This is a genomic window from Haloplanus ruber, assembly GCF_024494725.1.
Lineage (GTDB): Archaea > Halobacteriota > Halobacteria > Halobacteriales > Haloferacaceae > Haloplanus > Haloplanus ruber.
Map to the genome: position 1 here is coordinate 83,079 of NZ_JANHDK010000003.1, position 16,797 is coordinate 99,875.

The window sequence follows — 16,797 nt, forward strand, 5'->3', positions numbered from 1 at the left end:
AGCTTTGGCTCCCCCTGGTGAAAAACCCATTCGTTCGGTCGACCGTATCGAAGAGGATTCCTCTTCAGTCGCCCTCGGCGTGGACGGCATCGAGCGTCCCGACCGTCGGTGCGTTCACCACCGTGACCGTCCGCCCGTCGCGGGTCACACGGAACGCGTCGGCGTAGGGTCCCGTCGGCACCACCAAGACACCGTCGCCGCGGCGCTCGGCACCCCGGCGCTCCCGGAGGAGCGAGCGGTAAGCGGCCGCAAACGCGGCGGCGTCGTCAGCCGTTGCCCACTCGGTCCGGAGGACGTACCCCGTCCGCCCGTCCGCACTCCGGTAGGGGACCAGTCGGTCGCCGGCCCACCCCGCGGTCGTGGGGTGGGTGTAGTTGTACGCCCGATACGGTCGGCTCGGCCGTTGCAGGTGGAACGTCTCGACACCCCCGTTGGCCCACACCGTCGCGAACAGCGACGCCTCGCCGACGGTCGTTCCCGGCGGCGAGCGGTCGAACTGCGACCAGTTCCCGGCCGACCGGTCTGGGACACGCACGCTCCGCGGCGACCAGTCCGGATCCCGTTCGGGATGGATCACCGCCGTCGCCGTCGTTGGGGGGGCCGCGTACGCGGCGTTCACCGCCGCCCACCCGCCGCGCTCTCGGAGGTGATGGACGAACGCCGGGCCGTCGCTGTACGGTTGGTAGGCGGCGACGTAGACGCCGGCGTCGCCGTCGAGGCTCGCCCCCGGCCCGGTCGACGGCCGCGGCACGCAGGTCCAGTTCGACTCACACCGGCGCTCGTAGAGGGTCGTGACATAGCCCGCGTCGCCCTCGATCAACCCCTGCCGCGCCAGTCGCTCGTCGCGTGTGGTCGCCCCCTCGCGCACCCGGTCGAGGTCGAACTGCTGGTCCTGGAGCGCGTGGACGAGTTCGTGGGCTAGCGTCCGCCGGTCCACCGCTGGCTGTGCCGCGTCGCTCACGAGCACAACCCGGGCCTCGCTCGGGCGATACGATCCCTGGACCGACGCCCCGTAGAACGACTCGAACACCGTCTCGACCGACCGATCCTCGCCGACGAGGAGGAGTGCCTCCCACACCACCTCGTCGAACCCCGTCGCGGTCACGTTCTCCTGCCGGCGGTAGGTCTCTCGGTCGACCACCGCCACCGGCACGGACGACTCGAACTCCAGTCCCCGGAGCCGTTCGACCCGGGCCATCGTCCGCGCGACGACTGCGCGCCGCTCGCTCCGGTTCAGGCCGTTCGAGGCGTTCGTCGACAGTGGCTCGTCGTACCACCGACCGGCCTCCCACCCTAAGCGGTCCGTCGCCGGGTCGTCGTACCCGTCGCCGGACCCCGCCCCGGTGGTCGTGGTTGGCGCGGGCGTCGCTGTCGCCGTCGGGTCCGTGCCGGGTTTCGCCGTCGTCGTCGGCTCCGCCGGGCTGTCCGCGACGCCGCCACACCCGGCGAGGACGACCAGCAACGCGGCCACGAGGGCGAACGGACGCATCTCCTCGGCTCTCGGCGTCGCCAGGTAAAAAGGGTGCCGTCGCGTTCAGTCCCGCCGTCGAAGTGCCACCAGCGCGGCGGCGAGCACCGCGATGACGGCCGGGAGCACCCCGAAGCCGGGCGCTTCGAGGCCACTCGTGCCGCCGTCGCTGTCGGTCGACTCGCCGTCGCCCTCGCCGGCGCCGGCGCTCGCGGTCGTTCCGCTCGATGCGCCGTCGTCCCCGCTGTCGGCGCTCGGGCGGATGTTCTCGACCGCCTCGGGCGTCGGCCCGTTGACGATAGTGACGCGCGTGCCCGACCGGTCGATGCGGAAGGCGTCGGCGAACTCACCGTCCGGGATCACCAGCGTCCCGTCGTCACGCTGCTCTACGTCGTGGGCCGTGAGGATGGCGCGGTACGCCTGGGCGAACTCCGCGGCGTCCTCGGGAGTGTCCCACTCGGTCACCCAGACGTAGCCGCCCCGAGCGTCGTCACCGCTCCCCTGATGGTAGGGGTACACCCGGTCGTTCCCCCAGCCAGCCGAGGGTTCGGCGTCGTAGTTGTAGATGTCGTAGAGTCCGGACGTGCGGGCCACCGACCGAACCGGGACGGTGTCCGCGCGGGCCGTCCGCGCCTGATACCAGAACATCACGTACATCGACGCCTCGCCGACGGTATCGGCCCCGTCCTGACCCTGGTTCGGGAACGTCTCCCAGCCGTTCCGCGCCCGGTCCTCGTACTCGATGGGCGTCGGCTCCTCGTCGGTCAGGTGGATGACCTGCTCGCTCGACTCCGGCGGCTCGGTGAAGGCGGCGTCGACCGCCTCCCAGCCACCTTGCTCCCGCAACCAGTCGATGTACGCCGGGCCGTCGGAATACGGCTGGAGCAGGGTCAACAGGATGCCGAGGTTCGGCGGATCGCCCGCACTCGACCCGTCGCTCGGCGTACCGACACACTCCCACTCGATCCCGCACCGGTCGGTGTATCGCCCCTCGACGTAGTTCGCCTCGCCCTCGACGACGCCGTCGACCGCTAGGTCCCCGTCCTGGGTCTCGGCACTACTGATCCGCTCGCCGAGGTTACCGCTCTGGTCCTGAAGCGCGTGGACGAGTTCGTGGACCAGCGTCGCGTTGTCGATGGTCGGACTCTCCGGCGAGTCGGTGATGATTCGGATGCGGTCGTCGCCCGGCGCGTAGAAGCCGGCGGTGGACTGCCCCGATGCGGTCTGGAGGGCGTCGTTCGCACCTTGGTCCTCGCCGATCACGAACAGCGCCTCCCACACCTGGTCGTTCCACGCGTCGTACGAGGCGTTGCTCGTCCGGTTCTCCTCGGACTGTTGCTGGAACTCGTCCCGAGAGATGACTTCGACGGGCACCTCGGAGTCGAACTCTCGCTCGCGGATGTACTCGACCCGGGCCATCGCCCGGCTCACGTACGCGTCGAGTTCTGCGTCGGAGAGACCGTCGGACTGGTTGACCTCGATGGATTCGTTGTGCCAGTACCCACCTTCCCAGCCGATGACGTCCTCACCGGGATCCGCACGCTGGGGAGCCATGTCGTCACCCTCGGCCCCCGCGTCGACGGCGGCCGGCGGCCCGGACGCCCCGACTGCGGGAGCGACCGACGCCAGCACAAGCAGTACCGCGAGACCGACGGATACCCGCTTTCGCATACCCGCTGTTAGGAAGCGGTACGGAAGTACCTTGCCCGCTGGGGAATCACTCCGACCGGGCGCGCCGCCGCGCCGAAGAAGCTACCTAGCGTTCGAGGACCGTCGCGCTCGCGCCGACGACAACCTCGGGTTCGCCGTCGACCACGCCCCGCAGGTTCGCTCCCGCGGGCGTCGCCTCCTGGGTCCAGCCCTCGGCGTCGCGGCGGAAGACGGCGCCGCCGACGGCCAGTCCCGTCTCGCCGTCCATCTCCACGTCGCGGAGCGCGCCGTCGCCGGTATCCTCGCGGACCCACTCGGCCCCGTCCCAGTGGTAGACCGTCCCACCGCCGCCGACGACCGTCAGATCGTCCGGCGCGTCGGAGTCGACGCCGTAGAAGTTATTGTTGGCGTCGGCGATACCCACCTTCTCCCACGTCGAGCCGTCGTCGGTGACGAACACCGTCTTGTTGCCGTCGACGGCGTGGCCCGACCGGGGACCGTGGAAGTCGATGGCGTTGAGGTTCGACCCGCTTCCGGGGGTTACCGAGTCCCAGGTCCCGGCCTCACCGTTCTCGAAGCTATAGTAGATCTGTCCCGAGTCGCCGGCGACGTAGACGTTCGCGCTCCCGGCCTCGCCGGTCACCGCCACGTCGTTGAAGTTGTTCGTCACGTCGTTCGGCGCCGAGTGGTCGTTCAGCCCTCGGGTCCGCACGTCGTACTCACCGATGGCGCCGCTCGATCCGACGAACCAGAGTCGTTCGCCGTCGTCGGTCACGTCGGACCCGTAGAGGTCGTTGCCGTTACCGGTCGGGCCGCCACTGGCCGCGATACCCCACGCGTCGTCGCCACGTTCGAGGACGTATCCGCTCCCGCCCACCGCGTACGCGCCCTCGATAGTCGTCTCCACGTCGTACAGCGTCACGTCCACCGCCGTTTTCTCGCTGGTCCAGACGCGATCCGCGGCGCCGATGACCGGCACAGTCGCCAGCGCGGCGGCTGCTGCGCTACCTCGAAGGAACGTCCGTCGGGTCGTCTCGTGCATATTGAACACTCCACCTGACTCTGTGGGCGCTCGGCTGTTAATAGGGGATGGCGGTTAACGCCAGTTTACCGACGGTTAAGGAGAGTTTACCCGAATTTACGCCGTGTCGTCGGCCGATTCGTCGTCGACGCCGAACAGGTCGTCGACGGCGGCCCGGGCCGTCCGCGCGGCCTCGTCCGCGACCGCGTCGGGATCGGCCTCCTCGTCGGGCGCGTTCAGATACACGTCGACCTCGAGGACCCCCTCCTCGAAGGTCACTGTCACGTCCAGATCACGGACCGAGGACTGTCGGTAGTTGGCGAACACGACCCCTTCGGCGGCCTCGGCGGCCGTCCGCACGACCGTTTCGTCGTCCGGCGCGGACGATTCCGCTTCCGAATCGGTGTCAGCCACGGCGTCCTCAGTCGCCGCCGGCGCCGCCCGGACCCATCGGCCCGCCGCCGGCGCCACCCTGGAGCATCTGCTGGAGTTCCTGCTGGAGCGACTCGAACTGCTCGCGGACGCGCTCCTCTTGCTTGCTCAGCTGTTCGACGCGAACTTCCAGGTTCTCGACTTTCTCTTCGAGGTCCTCGCGAGCGGCACCGTACTCCGTCTCGACGAGCAGTTCGCCGACCTCTCGGTACATGACGGTGTCTTCGCCGATATCGTCGAGGGCGTCGAGCGCCGTCTCGGACTCGTTGAGCTGCGTCTCCGACTGCTGTTTCTGGGCCGCGACCTGCTGGGCCGTCTCCTGGAGATCCTGCAGTTCCTCGAGTTTCTCCTGGGCTTCCGGCGGCAGATTTCCTTGCATGGGCAAATCGTCGGGACCCGGAGTGAAAAAGCCCCGTATTCCCGACTGCGGGGGCGTCGCCGCCGACTATCGTCCGGCCGCCGTTTCGGCCACCCGTTCTGCCACCGACAGCAGCCGTCGCCACGTGTTCGCCCCTGCCCGGAGGGCAACGAGGTCCGCGGCGCCGACCCGCACCTCGACGGTGCGTCCCGCCCGCTCGACCCGGGCCGTCGACCGAGCGTCGTCGATTTCGCCCATCTCGACGCGGACCGCCCGTTCGACGATTCGTGCGCGCCGCTCGGTGTCGTAGTCGAACTGCAGGGAGAGACGGTGTGGCGCGTCGTCCGTGGACTCGGCCGCCACGGGGTTACTCGACGTCGACTTCCTTGATCGTCGGGGCGCGCTCCTTCAGGAGCACGCGGTGTCCGCAGTACGGACACCGGACCCCGCCGTACTCGTCGAGTTCGACGTCGCGCTTACACCGGGAACACTTGTAGCTCATTACTCCTCGTCGTCGGTGGCGAGCGCGGCGCGGATCGAGCGCTTCACCGTGCGCCCACCGGGCGTCTCCGGTCGGTACGCGCCGCCGGTGAACGTCTCGCCCGTTTCCTCGTTCTTCCAGACGCCCGTCCCGATTCGGGTGACGCTGTCGCCATCGAGCGTCGCGTTCTGCATCTCGCCTTCGATTTCCTTGACGCGGCGGCGGGCGACGCGCCCGTAGCGCGCGCCGAATCGGCCCGCGCTCCCGGTACTGCGTGCCTTGTTCTCGGCCATAGTACCGCCCAATACCGGCACGGAACGGATAAACCCTGCGAGTCTCTCCCCGCTACTGCAGGTCGGCGGCGTCGAGTTCCTCGTTCAGGTCGTCGCGCACTCGCTCGCCCGTCTCGCGGTCCATGGCCGTCGTCACGATCCGGTTTTCCTGCACGCTCGACCCGTCGCGCAGGAGGAGACGGACGTTGCCGTTGCCGTCTGCTCGCGTCACCTTCGCCCGCAGGCCGGACTGCGATCCCGTCCCCCCGGCGTCGATAGGCCCCGGAACGATCTTCTTGACGTGGGGGTGTTCGGCTACCGTCGAGATGGCCCGCCGCCCAGTCCGCCCGCCGATCAGCGTCGTGTGTCGTCCGCCGAGTTTCTCCTTCGGCGCCGTCTCGACAACCTCCAGCGCCCGCTCGCCCCGCCGCTCCAGCACCGTCGCCACGGGGTCCTCGCCCGCGACGCGGTAGAATTCGTAGTGGGTCTCGGCCCGCACCGCACGGATGATCTCTCGGTCACCCGCCGCGAACACCGTCTCCGGACGCTTGCGCTGGATCTCGTCGGCGATCAGCCCGGCGAAGTTCCGCCGCTCGACCACTCGACTCCGCCCTTCCTCCTCCGGACGGGTCGTGATCGTCGTCTCTCCGAGTACCGACTCGTCGTCGAGCATGGTCAGTGTCGCACGATCCGTTGCGACGTCTAGAACGACCGCATCGCAGTTGCCGGTATGACAGACTAAACAGTAATCACCCGGGCGATCCAGCGGCGACCCACACCGCCCACACTCCATGTCGGTCGCAGGCGACGACACCGGATAAGTCCGTCCCTCGCGTCCGACGGGCGACTCAGAGATCCCGCGGGTCGACCTTCAGGAACTCTCGGAGGACAGCGGTGGCGTACGACCCACGTGGCAGCGAAAACGAGAGGGTGAGAGGGTCACGACTGACCGACAGGTCGGTCCCGACGAGCAGCGCCCGCCGGGTGCCCGACGAGTCGAAGTTGCCGGGCAGGTCGAAGTCGGCCGGCGACAGATCGAGGTCGGCGAGCACCTCGCGCTCGATATCCCCGGGTTCGCCCTCGCCCAGTTCCGTCCCGGTGCCGACCAGCGGCGCGGTGACGAAGGCCCGTCCCCGCTCGCAGTGGCGACGGACCACGTCGACCCGTTCGTCGGTCACCCGCTGGAGGCGGTCGGTGTCGGGCACCGCGAGGTCGGCCGGTGTGTCCGCGTCCGCGAACGCCACCACGTCTCCGGCCACGGGGCGGTCGAAAGGCAGGCCGCGCCGTAGGCGCTCGGAGACGATCCGGTTGAAGGCAAACGACTGAGCGGCGTTGACGAACAGGCGCTGGAGATTCCAGGGGACGGCCTCCAGCGCGTCCCGGAAATCCGCCGGCTCGTTCCCGCCGTTCTCGACCAGGCGATGGAGCATCGACCGCTCGTAACCCAGGTGGCCAGGGGTCGCATCGAGCGCCGCCGCCCAGTCGGGGTCGTCCGCGGCGGCAACCTCTTCGACCCTCGCCCGCGCCGTCTGCGTCCGCTCCGGCTCCGTCGTGGCCGGGTTCCCGACGTAGGCTAGGACCGCCGCCCGCCACTCCCCGCGGACGACACACAGCCCCACCTCGTGGGTGACGGGCCGTCGGCTCCCGAACCGCTGGTGGCCGAAGACGTTCGGCACCGCGGGCTGCCCGCCACCGAAGGCCGTCAGCGCGTCGATCACGTCCTCGACCGCCGCGGGGCGACTCGGCTCGCTCACCCGAATCTCGAAGGCGTTGCCGGCGAGGTCGCCGAACTCTAAGTTCCGACCAACCCGGCCCAGCGGCTCCAGGTCGACGCCGTCGAGGTCAGGTAGGTCGCCGCTCTCGACCCCCCGGATCGAGAACAACTGTGTGGTGACCGCGCGCTTGTCCTTGGTGCCGGCCCACGACACCCGCTCGCGGCTCACACCCAGCGTGTTCGACAGCGCCCCCGCGAAGTCGTTGGTATCCCAGTCGACGAGCGTCGCCCGCACGAGCAGGTGGGGGTAGGCCCCGGGGTCGGAATCGAGTGGTTCGGGATCGACTCCTTCGAGCTCTCGGACCCGGAAGTCGGCGGGGTCGCTCCGAAGCCGACCACCGACTCCAGGCCCGTCGCTCACGTAGTAGTCGATACCGACCTGTCGTTCGAGCGGGTGTGCCTCGCGCATCGAAGTCGTCGACGATTCGCGGCGCCGACGGGTGAGGGTATCGGTTCGCCCAGCCGATGCGACCGATTCGGCCGACTTAATACAGAGAGAGGTCGCCCGTCACCCGGTCGATCGCCGCGTCATCACCCGGTCCCACTGCCAGCGCGGTCACGGTTCCGGGGTCCAGTTGCGTGTGGCCGGCGTCCCGGATAACGGCGTGTGGCACCCCTGCCCGTTCGGCGGTGTCGGCCAACTCGAACAGTTCGGACTCTCCGCTCGCTTTCAGTACCACCTTCTTCTGTCCCTCGCCTTTCCACGCCCGGCGGGTGCGGTCGTCGGCGTCCTCGTACGCCGAGAGTGCGGCGTGAGCGACCTGTGCGGCGAGCTTTCCCTGTCCCATCCCGAGATCCGTGCGCGCGACGATGGCCTGTTTCATGCGCCGTCGTCCGGGCGGCCGGGTCAAAGCGTCGTCGGTACCCGCCCGCGCCACGCCCGATGCGGCGGACAGATGCCGAAGCGTGTCCGTCGTGAGGGACCTCGCGACGAGGCGGAACAGCCGTTTCGACGCTAGTACGCGTCGGCGTCGACCAGTCGTTGCGCGATACGCTGGGCGCCGACCGCCGCCGACAGCGACGGTTCGTCGGGCGCCACCGCCTCGACGTCCCGCTGAAGTTCCTCGCTTAGGCGCTCCTCGAACTCCGCGACGATGCCCGGAATGCAGGCCATCCCCCCCGTCAGCACGATGGGGCGATCCAGCGCCAACTGGTAGACCTTGATGTGGTCGTTGGCGAGTTCGGGCAGGAAGGCGTTGGCCACCTCCTCGACGGCCTCGTCGACGTACTCGTCGACGGCGTCCATGACGCTGCGCTCGATGGTGAACTCGTGGGAGCCGCCACCGGGCTGCTGGATTACGTCCGTGAACGGCTCGAAGTCGACGAAGTCGGCGTGTTCCTCCTTGTACTCTCGGGCGGTTGTGGTGTCGATGTTGACCCGCCCTTGGGTCTCTTCCTCGACGTAGTTGGCGACCCGCCGGTCCACCTCGTTGCCGGTGACCGCACCCGTGGTGAACGGAACGAGTTGCTCGCCGCGACGGTATGCCGAGGCTTCGAGGTTTGTCGATCCCAGGTTCACCGTGACGAAGATGTCCTCGACGGCCTCCAAGTCGCCGCCGAGAGCCGGGACCGCCCCGCAGAGCGACTCGGGGTAGCTCCGGATCAGCGCCTCGCCGATGGTGCTCCCCTCGATGACCGATTCGAGGTTCGCCAACCCCTGCTCGTTGTCAATCGTCGGGATGGCGTACACCACCGCGCTATCGGTGGGCACGTCGTTGGCCTCGATGACCTTCTCGAAGAATGTCGCCGTCAACTCCGCCCGGGACTCGTCCTCTGGCAGCCCCGAGCGAAGGGTGTACTGCACGCGGTCGGGGTACTCCCGCGCTGCCTCCTCGCCGTAGAGAACGCGCTCCTCGCCCGTAATGGCGTCCTCGTAGGTCGCGAGGCAAGTGAGCGTCTTGACCGTCCGCAGGCCGTCGCCGTCAGGGATGGCAATCACCGTCCGGGTGCTTCCGAGTTTCACGCCGATTGGCGCGGGTTCGTCTTCGCTTGCTGTCGGCTCCTCCGTCGGCTCCTCGTCCCCGTCCTCGTTCTCGGAGTCACTCATGTGGCCGGCGCTACACGCGGGCGCGATAAATAAGCACTCCCCGATTCCTCGGGTCGCCGTTCGGGGTTCACCGACCGGCGAGCGAGGCCAGGCGCGCGACGTAGTGGAGGCTCACCCGGTGGTCGTCGGCATCGAGGTCGTTGTCGGCGTTCGCCCGCGGGTCGTCGATGCCCGTCAGGTAGGCGTCAAGCGCCTCGGCGGCGTCGGCACCGAGCCACCCGACGGACTCGTAGAAGGCCACGGCGTCGTTCACCGACTCGCGGCCCGCCTGCAACACGAGAAACTCCAACCACTCGAAGATCAGCGCCTCGGCGACCAGCGACGCCGGGAGCGCGGGGAGGTAGGGCCGTTCCATCGACTCGCCTTGGGCGTCCATCGCGGCCAGATCACGGGTTAACGACGCTTCGAACGCGGCGTCGGCCGCCGAGCGGTCGTCCTCGTCCTCGCTCTCGGCGTCGGCAGCCCCGTCTGGCCGCTCCGACCCCACGTCCGCGTCCGTCCGGTCCAGCGCCGACCCGCCGCTGGCCGTCCGGAGTTCGTCGAGGTCGTAGTTCCGCGGGTCGATGGCCATCGAACGACGAGACATACGGGCGCCTGCGAATTAAAGCTTCCCGACCGTGTGACGCCCGTCGGACGGCCTCAGGCGTCGATCCCTACCGTGTGGACTCCAACGAGAAGCGCCACGAGCGCCGCCAGTAGGACGGCTACCAGCGCGTAGGCGGCGAACCAGCCGGACGCCTCCGCGACGGTTCCCGTCACCCCGCTCCCGAGCGAACTGACGAGCAACACGACGGTGCGCACGAGACCGAACCCCGTCCCGCGCTCCTCGGCCGCGAGGTGGTCCATGAACCGCGAGTTGAGTGCCCCAGGCCACGAGAGACCCAGGCCGACGAGCCCCGCCCCCGCAACTACCGCAACCGGCCTTCCGCCGCCAAACAGAAAGCAGGCGTAGCCGCCGGTCCCCGCCAGGAACGACACGACCAGCGCCGGATCGCGCCCCGTCGAATCCGAGAGCCACCCCAGTCCCGGGGCGGTGACCATCGTGAGCGCGAACACCGCGCCGAAGGTGAGGCTTGACTGCCCGGCGGTGAGTCCCACGTGCTCTACGAGAAAGGTCGGAAAGAAGGAGGCGAACGATTGCCAGGTGAAAAAGCCGCCCATCGCGAGCACGGTGGTGAAGGCGATGCTCGGACGGGTGAGCAGGGCACACAGCTGTCCGATGTCGACGACCCCGTCGCCACCGTCGTCGCCGTCCGCCGACGTTGCCGGCGCCCGCCACGCGAACAGGACGAGGACGACTGGCGCGACGACGGCGGGGACGAGCACTCCCGCCCGCCAGCCGAACCGGGTCGCGGCGGCCGTACTCGCGACAGGGGCGATGAGTCCCGCGGCCGACACGCCAATCTCGTGGATTCCAAGCGCACGGCCGGTGTTCTCGAAGCGGGCGGTGAGAAACGAGGTGCCAGCGGTGAAATACAGCCCTGCGGCGGCGCCGAGGCCGACGGCCGCGACGGCGAAGACACCGAAGGTTGGCGCGCCCGCGAGCGCGAGACTCGCCACGGTGACCCCGGCCATCGCGACGAGGATCACCCGTCGTTCGCCAACTCGGTCGGCGACGACCCCGCCAGGAAACTGAAAGAGCGCGTAGGCGGCCCACATCCCGGAGAGTGCGAGGCCGACCGTCCCCGTCGTCGCCCCGAAGGCGTCGATGATGTCGGGGACGAGCGGACTCGGCGCCAGCCGGGCGACCATGGTCACGAAGAACGCCGCCGTCGTCACGCCAAGTAAGTCCCAGCCGCTGGATCGACCCATCGTCGGTCGGTCGACCCCGATCCGCTTCGTTCTTGCGTTCGTCGGGAGGGTTTTATCGCCTCGGGGACATGGGTCTGGGTATGGATCCCGGGGACGTCGAGTACGAACCGGTCAGCGTGAAGGCCGTCCTCGTCGAGATGAAGGACACGGCCGAACTCCTCATCGACCTCGCGTATTCGGCGGTTCTCCACGGGAGCGACGAGGTCGCCGCGGAGGTACTGGAACTCGAAGAGCGGATGGACGTGTTACAGCTTCAGGCGCGGATGAGCCTCCTGATGGCCGCCCGAAGCCCGGAAGATGCGGAGGCGCTGGCGCCCGTTCTCGGGGTCGTCGGCGCCGCCGAGAAGATCAGCGACGCCGCGGGCGACATCGCAAAGGTGGTGCTCGAGGACATCGGCGTCCCCGAGGCGATGCGGACGGCCATCCCGGCGGCCGTCGAGACGGTCGTCCGCGGGGAGATTGCCGCCGACTCCGCGTACGCCGGCACCTCGCTCGGCGACTGCAACCTCGAGACGGACACCGGCGTCCGGGTCATCGCCATCCGCCGTGCCGGCGACTGGATCGTCAACCCCGACCGGGACACGGTGCTCTCGGCCGCCGACGTGGTCCTTCTCCGGGGCACCGAGACGGCGCTCGCACCGGTATACGAGTCCGTCACCGGCGACGCCTACGTCCCACCCGAACCGGTCGACTCCTCTATCGACGACCTCGACCGCGCGGTCGACTCCATCGTGTTGATGAAAAACATGAGCGAGTTGGCGGTCGACCTGGCCTACGGATCGGTGTTGTTCGACAGCGAGGGCGTCGCCGCGGAGGTGGTCGAACTCGAAGCCGAGGTCGACGCGCTGAAATCCCGGTTCGAGGCGTGGGTGTTGCGGGCCGCCGGCCGGGTCGAGGACCCCATCACGCTCCGGGGACTGGTCCACCTCGCGAGCGCGACGGAGGTGATCAGCGACGCCGCCCTGGAGATCAGCGAGGGGGTGCTCCGCGGACTCGACACCCATCCGGTCGTCGCCGCCGCCGTCGAGGAATCCGACGAGGTGATCGTCCGCGCCGGCGTGGCCGCCGACGGGCGACTCGCCGACGCCTCACTGGGCGACCTGCAGGTCAAAACGGAGACGGGGATGCGCGTCATCGCCGTCCGCCGCGGTGACGGGGACTGGGTCGTCTCGCCCGGCCCCGAGACGACCGTCCACCCCGACGACGTCCTCATCGCGAAGGGGACCCGCGCCGGCGCCGACCGACTCGCCGACCTGGCGGGCGACGCCGAACCTTAGAGGCGACGCGCCAGACGAACGGCGGTCACGACTGTCAGCGCTGCCGTCACGAACAGTGCTGTCGCCGACGCGAGAACGAACGCGAGGCCGAGAAACCAGCCCTCGGGACCGAGGATCGGATACCGTTGCGTGCCGGTGACCGGCCCGATCAACTCGAAGACACGGACGAGATAGACTAGCGCCGCGAGGACGATGCCGGCGACGACGCCGGCAGTCGCGTTGCGTCGCACCCGTAACGCGTCGAGCAGCCCTGCCGCGGGGGGTCGCTCCGGTCGTTCGTCGCTCACGGTCGAAGTCCGGACTCCACGATCAAAGCCCCATCGTTGTCCCGCCGTCGTTCGGTCCGGGGCGGTCGGGACCGAATCGCTCAAAGGGCACGAGTGCCTGGGTCGAACAATGACTTCGGTGGGAAGCGCGGACGCGTCGCCCGGGACGGCCGATACCGGCCGTCTGGAGGTCGGCGAGACCCGCGACGGCAGTACGTTCGGTCTCCCTGTCGCCGTTATCGAAGGCGCCCGCGACGGGCCGACCCTCTACGTGCAAGCGGCCAGTGATGGCGACGAACTCAACGGTGTCGGCGTGGTGCAGCGCGTCGTCCCCCAACTCGACCCCGACGAACTCTCGGGGACGGTAATCGTCGTCGGCATCGTCAACTACCACGCCTTCCAGGTGGCCGAACACCGCAACCCCATCGACGACACGAAGATGAACCGGGCCTATCCCGGCGACGAGAACGGCACGTCGAGCGAGCGCATTGCCGCCGCCACCTACGACGTCGCCCGCGACGCCGACCTCGTTCTCGACCTCCACCAGGGGTCGACCAGTCGGATGATCGACGAGGTGCGGGTCCGGTGTGGCCGCCGACATCGCCTCCACTCGCAGTGTCTCGACCTCGCCAAGACCTTCGGGTGTGGCTACGTCCTCGACCAGAAAGGCCCCGACGGGCAGTTGGCCCGGGTCGCCCCGTCCGACGGCGTGCCCGCGGTCGATCCCGAACTCGGCGGCGCCGTCGGCTGGGACGAGACGAGCATCGCGAAGGGGGTCGAAGGCGTGTTCAACGTGCTCCGCGGGTACGACTTCCTCGACGGTGACGCCGGTATCGAACCGCAGACGCGCGCCAAGGCGTTCGACCAGTACGGCTCGCCCGTCGGCGGTCTCGTCCGCTTCAAACACGATCTCGGCGACCGCGTGACCGCCGACGAGACGCTGTTCGAGGTCACCGATCCCTTCGGCGGGTTGAAAGCCCGGATCACCGCCGACAACGACGGTATCTTCTGGCGGAGTCGCCGCCTCCCACAGGTCGCCACCGGCGAGTACGTCTGCTCGGTCGGGAAGAACGTCGACTCGTACTGATGCCGGCCCGTCTCGCCTGTCCGGACTGCGGCGAAACGTACGCCGACCGCTGGCGCTGCACCTGCGGGGCACCCCTCTCGTTTGCTTCGACGCCCCGGCCCGACGGACCGGCACCCGACGCTTCCTCGTTCGACGCCCGCCGTGGCCTGTGGGCGTTCGACGGCTTCCTGCCCGTGGAGCGGCGGGTCACCCTGGGCGAGGGGTTCACGCCGCTCGTCGACGCCCCCGCGTGGGACGTGACGTTCAAACTGGAGTACGTCTCACCGACGGGGAGTTTCAAGGACCGCGGCGCCGCGACGGTCGTCTCGCGCGCGGTGGAACTCGGCGTCGACCGATTGATCGAGGACTCCTCGGGCAACGCGGGCACGGCCGTCGCCACCTACGCCGCCCGCGCGGGCCTCGACGCCGACATCTACGTCCCCGCGTCGGTCATGGACGGGAAGCGACGCGCCATCGCCGCGACCGGCGCGCGGGTGCGGGAGGTGCCGGGGGACCGCGAGGCGGTCGCCACCGCGTGTCGGGACGCGGTCACGGCGGGCGAGGGCTGGTACGCCAGCCACGCCTGGAACCCGGCTTTCTTTGCCGGCACCGCCACCTTCGGCATCGAACTCGCCGCACAGCGGGACTGGTCGGTGCCCGACGCCGTCGTCGTCCCGCTCGGTCACGGAACGCTCTTGCTTGGCGCCTACCGGGGCTTTCGCGCGCTCGTCGAAGCGGGGTGGACCGACGAACTCCCGCAGTTGCTGGCCGTCCAGGCGACCGGGTACGCGCCGGTCGCCGACGACCGAGACGGCGGGACGACCGGACACAACGACCTCGCGGACGGCATCCAGGTGCGCGAGCCGGTCCGCCGCGGAGCCATCGACACCGCCCTCGATACGACCGACGGCGACGCTATCGCGGTGTCCGAGGCGACCGTCGAGACGGCTCTCGCCGACCTGCGGGACGCGGGGTTCGGCGTCGAGCCGACCGCTGCGGTCGGCTTGGCGGGACTCCGTGCGTACCGGGACCGAGGGATCCTCGACTCCGATGCCGATGTCGTCGTCCCGCTCACCGGCCGCGCGAAGTGAGGGTTCCCGTCCTCGCCACCGCGGTCTGAGGCCGTCGCCGGTGACGAGGGTCTCACCGGATTTCGTCGAGCGTGACGAAGGCGTCGTCGGTCGCCGTGATCCAGGCCGTGAGCCGGCGATCCTCGGGAACGTTCGAGGGGTGTATCGTACACCGACTCCCGTCGCTCCCGACGGCTTCGACGGTGTGATCCAGCGTGAACGTCGGCCAACGGTCGAGTGCGGGGCTGTCGACTACCGCCGGGCGGTCGTCCTCGTCGGCCGAACTCACGGCCCGATCACCCGACGAGGTGTGGGTCGTTGACACATCACCTCCACCGTTGGCTTCGTCCCTCTTCGCTATTCGCTCCTTACCACCGGGTAACGACTCGTTGAAGCGTGGATGGCTACCGTATACGATCAGCGCTCGGGGTGGATCGGCGCGTCGAACCCGCCCCGGATCAGCGGTTTGGCGACGTGACGGCGTGCACAGGGTGGCACCTCGTACCACCCGGGATCGAGTTGCCGGTCGAGGTCACGTTCGACCCGGCCGGGGGCCGTCGTTTTGCAGTCCCGGCACCGGTAGCCCTGCCCCCGGCCGGCGCTCTCCATCGAACGCTCGCAGTCCGGACACGTCGGCACGACGCGTTCGGTCGTCACCGCCTCTCGGACCGCGAACTTCTCGAGTTTGAGCGTTCCCTCGCTCACCTCGCCACAGACGGTCACGCGGTCGCCGACCCGAAGCGCACGCACCCGATCCCGGAATCGCTTGGTGGGTTCGAACGCCACGCAGGGGAGGCGGTCGTCGCCCTCGGAAAGCGTCAGGTGGACATGCCCCCCAGCCCGCGTCTCGGGGGCCTCGTCGACAACGCCGTCGACCCGGTAGGCCCGTCCGTCTTGGACCGTCCCGACCGTTCCCGGGCGCAGGTGGGCGTCGGTCCCCTGGTTGGTCACGAAGGTGGCGGTGCGGGCGACGGGTTCGCTCTCGATGGCGGCAGCCACGCGCTGGACCGTCTCTGGGTCGTCACCGCGGATTCCGTAGAGGATCGGCCCGGGCGCCGCGGGGACACAGACGAGTTCGTCCTCGACCCGGTCGACGGTGTCCCAGGCGTCGGGATAGGCCGCTTGCGCGGCCGCGACCACGGAGTCGTGATCGACCGTCCGGACGGTCCCACACCGATCCAGTTCCCGGTAGGCGATGTGTTCGTACGTCCAGTCTTCGAAGGCTTGGGCGGCGCCGACGGCCGCGAGAGCGCCGACTCGCCCCCGGCCCCCGGCCCATCCGTGATGGCGGTAGCCGGCGTCCTCGATCAGTGCCAGCGCATCCGCGGGGTCGACCCGTTCGCGAAGCGCCCGGCGCGCGAACGCGGCGACTGGATCGGGGACGGCCTCGGCCCCGCCCGGTGCCACGACGACGCCCGGACTCGTCCGCGGATCGTCGACCGCCGCGAAGCGGTCGATCAGGCGCTCGGCGAGGGCGCCCGTTCGGTCGGGTGCGAGGTCGGTCTCGACACAGAGGGCGGCGTTGCCCCGGGTCTTCCACTCGACGGCGGGGTTGAGACGGATCAGTCGTCGCTCGGTGACTCGTCCACCCGCGTCCGCGATGGCCTCCGCGAGACGGGTCGCCACGTAGGTCGTACACATCCCTCTGTCTCGGGAGTCCGTATCGTCGAGGCCGACGAGTGTCACGGAGGCGATACGCCGGGCGGCGTTGAAAGCCGTTTCGCGTCGTCGGACTGTGGCTCGCCCCCCGTGTGACACCCAATCGCCGGACAGCGGCCGGATCTCCGACACAACTTATATATG

Annotated in this window: 20 protein-coding genes; 3 read left to right on the forward strand and 17 right to left on the reverse strand. The window is 69.4% G+C overall.

Annotated elements, in window-relative coordinates; genetic code table 11:
* Positions 1-64 precede the first annotated feature (64 nt).
* From NO878_RS10910 to NO878_RS10975, 14 genes are all read right to left on the reverse strand, one after another.
* Positions 65-1,489 (reverse strand): Hvo_1808 family surface protein, encoded by a 1,425-nt coding sequence (locus NO878_RS10910; protein WP_256406024.1) that lies wholly within the window; start codon positions 1,487-1,489, stop codon positions 65-67.
* 45 nt (positions 1,490-1,534) lie between these two features.
* A complete protein-coding gene (locus NO878_RS10915; protein ID WP_256406025.1) occupies positions 1,535-3,139 on the reverse strand; it encodes an Hvo_1808 family surface protein in 1,605 nt (534 codons plus the stop codon).
* Positions 3,140-3,224: 85 nt separating this feature from the next.
* Positions 3,225-4,160 (reverse strand): WD40/YVTN/BNR-like repeat-containing protein, encoded by a 936-nt coding sequence (locus NO878_RS10920; protein ID WP_256406026.1) that lies wholly within the window; start codon positions 4,158-4,160, stop codon positions 3,225-3,227.
* A gap of 96 nt (positions 4,161-4,256) precedes the next feature.
* The gene (locus tag NO878_RS10925) at positions 4,257-4,553 is read right to left on the reverse strand and encodes a DUF3194 domain-containing protein (RefSeq protein WP_256406027.1); all 297 of its coding nucleotides are present in this window, start codon (positions 4,551-4,553) and stop codon (positions 4,257-4,259) included.
* A 7-nt stretch (positions 4,554-4,560) separates the two neighbouring features.
* Positions 4,561-4,950: a prefoldin subunit beta gene (locus tag NO878_RS10930; protein WP_256406028.1), complete on the reverse strand. Its 390-nt coding sequence runs from the start codon at positions 4,948-4,950 to the stop codon at positions 4,561-4,563.
* A gap of 66 nt (positions 4,951-5,016) precedes the next feature.
* Positions 5,017-5,292 carry a KEOPS complex subunit Pcc1 gene (locus NO878_RS10935; RefSeq protein ID WP_256406029.1) on the reverse strand — a complete coding sequence of 92 codons (276 nt, stop codon included), beginning with the start codon at positions 5,290-5,292 and terminating at the stop codon, positions 5,017-5,019.
* A gap of 4 nt (positions 5,293-5,296) precedes the next feature.
* Positions 5,297-5,431, reverse strand: coding sequence for a DNA-directed RNA polymerase subunit P (locus NO878_RS10940; RefSeq protein ID WP_114448489.1), 135 nt, complete (start codon positions 5,429-5,431; stop codon positions 5,297-5,299).
* Positions 5,431-5,703, reverse strand: coding sequence for an eL43 family ribosomal protein (locus NO878_RS10945; RefSeq protein ID WP_157689804.1), 273 nt, complete (start codon positions 5,701-5,703; stop codon positions 5,431-5,433). Before NO878_RS10945 ends, NO878_RS10940 begins: the two co-directional genes overlap by 1 nt.
* A 52-nt stretch (positions 5,704-5,755) precedes the next feature.
* Positions 5,756-6,475, reverse strand: coding sequence for a DUF2103 domain-containing protein (locus tag NO878_RS10950; RefSeq protein WP_256406030.1), 720 nt, complete (start codon positions 6,473-6,475; stop codon positions 5,756-5,758).
* A 55-nt stretch (positions 6,476-6,530) separates the two neighbouring features.
* The gene (gene truD / locus NO878_RS10955; protein ID WP_256406032.1) at positions 6,531-7,865 is read right to left on the reverse strand and encodes a tRNA pseudouridine(13) synthase TruD; all 1,335 of its coding nucleotides are present in this window, start codon (positions 7,863-7,865) and stop codon (positions 6,531-6,533) included.
* A gap of 76 nt (positions 7,866-7,941) precedes the next feature.
* On the reverse strand, positions 7,942-8,280 hold the full coding sequence (pth2, locus tag NO878_RS10960; RefSeq protein ID WP_256406033.1) for a peptidyl-tRNA hydrolase Pth2: 339 nt from the start codon (positions 8,278-8,280) through the stop codon (positions 7,942-7,944).
* Positions 8,281-8,411: 131 nt separating this feature from the next.
* Complete coding sequence (locus NO878_RS10965; RefSeq protein ID WP_256406034.1) at positions 8,412-9,503, reverse strand: actin-like salactin; 1,092 nt, start codon at positions 9,501-9,503, stop codon at positions 8,412-8,414.
* 67 nt (positions 9,504-9,570) lie between these two features.
* Complete coding sequence (locus NO878_RS10970; RefSeq protein ID WP_256406035.1) at positions 9,571-10,074, reverse strand: FlaD/FlaE family flagellar protein; 504 nt, start codon at positions 10,072-10,074, stop codon at positions 9,571-9,573.
* Positions 10,075-10,142: 68 nt separating this feature from the next.
* Complete coding sequence (locus tag NO878_RS10975) at positions 10,143-11,315, reverse strand: MFS transporter (RefSeq protein ID WP_256406036.1); 1,173 nt, start codon at positions 11,313-11,315, stop codon at positions 10,143-10,145.
* An 80-nt stretch (positions 11,316-11,395) separates the two neighbouring features.
* On the opposite strand from NO878_RS10975, the gene NO878_RS10980 reads away from it, so the two are divergent.
* Entirely contained in the window at positions 11,396-12,592 is a 1,197-nt protein-coding gene (locus tag NO878_RS10980; RefSeq protein WP_256406037.1) for a potassium channel family protein, read from the forward strand.
* On the opposite strand, the gene NO878_RS10985 is transcribed toward NO878_RS10980, so the two are convergent.
* Positions 12,589-12,879: a DUF7536 family protein gene (locus tag NO878_RS10985; protein WP_256406038.1), complete on the reverse strand. Its 291-nt coding sequence runs from the start codon at positions 12,877-12,879 to the stop codon at positions 12,589-12,591. The genes NO878_RS10980 and NO878_RS10985 overlap by 4 nt on opposite strands.
* A gap of 109 nt (positions 12,880-12,988) precedes the next feature.
* Between NO878_RS10985 and NO878_RS10990 the strand changes: the two genes are divergently transcribed.
* Positions 12,989-13,945: a succinylglutamate desuccinylase/aspartoacylase family protein gene (locus NO878_RS10990; protein ID WP_256406039.1), complete on the forward strand. Its 957-nt coding sequence runs from the start codon at positions 12,989-12,991 to the stop codon at positions 13,943-13,945.
* Complete coding sequence (locus NO878_RS10995) at positions 13,945-15,015, forward strand: threonine synthase (RefSeq protein WP_256406040.1); 1,071 nt, start codon at positions 13,945-13,947, stop codon at positions 15,013-15,015. Before NO878_RS10990 ends, NO878_RS10995 begins: the two co-directional genes overlap by 1 nt.
* Before the next feature lie 52 nt (positions 15,016-15,067).
* Here the strand turns inward: NO878_RS10995 and NO878_RS11000 are convergent, their stop codons facing one another.
* Complete coding sequence (locus NO878_RS11000) at positions 15,068-15,319, reverse strand: DUF7511 domain-containing protein (protein ID WP_256406041.1); 252 nt, start codon at positions 15,317-15,319, stop codon at positions 15,068-15,070.
* A 92-nt stretch (positions 15,320-15,411) separates the two neighbouring features.
* A complete protein-coding gene (locus tag NO878_RS11005; protein WP_256406042.1) occupies positions 15,412-16,680 on the reverse strand; it encodes a TiaS agmantine-binding domain-containing protein in 1,269 nt (422 codons plus the stop codon).
* Positions 16,681-16,797: the final 117 nt, after the last annotated feature.